Genomic DNA, 519 nt, shown 5'->3' with positions numbered 1-519 from the left:
CTTATTGGCCAGGCTCCATCGGCGCACAGTTGAACAAGGCGCTGGATGCGTTTCATGCCGATAGGCTGGAGGATGCGGTCAATCGCGTGCTCGCGATCTGGCCGACAGGAGGTTCGCGCACCGCCCTATCAACCATTCGCATCGCGCCCGACAGCGGCCTCGTCGGCTATCCCGGCTTCACCCAGACCGGCGTGCAGTTCCTCAGCGTCTACAACCCCAACCTCGTTTTCGCACGCCAGGTCGAGATCGAGAGCGATTTCAAGGCCGCAAACAAGACCTGGGTGGTCGCGGCGGTGTCGCACAATCTGGACAGCAACATCCCGGGCGGACAGTGGTTCACCGAAGCGACCTGCAGCTTGTTCGGCCAGCCTCTGGCGCTGTCGAGCTGATATGCTGGAACAGCGCGCCTATACTGGCCAGAGCGACTTCTCGTCATCGTTGAGCGATGTCGGACGCATGCGCTTCCTCGTCCAGCAGATGATGACCGGCGTGGCCACCGCGACGCTCGTCCAGGTTCGT

General features: G+C 62.2%; 1 protein-coding gene. It reads left to right on the top strand.

The genetic code is table 11. From position 1 onward, the window contains the following. On the top strand, positions 1-389 hold a 389-nt coding region (locus ACTIMO_RS17280; RefSeq protein ID WP_448183221.1), incomplete at its 5' end, for a baseplate hub protein. Positions 390-519: the final 130 nt, after the last annotated feature.

The sequence above is a fragment of the Arthrobacter sp. CP30 genome (genome assembly GCF_053470025.1).
Note: the sequence above shows the minus strand (reverse complement) of the source record. Positions and strands in the feature narration are given on the sequence as shown.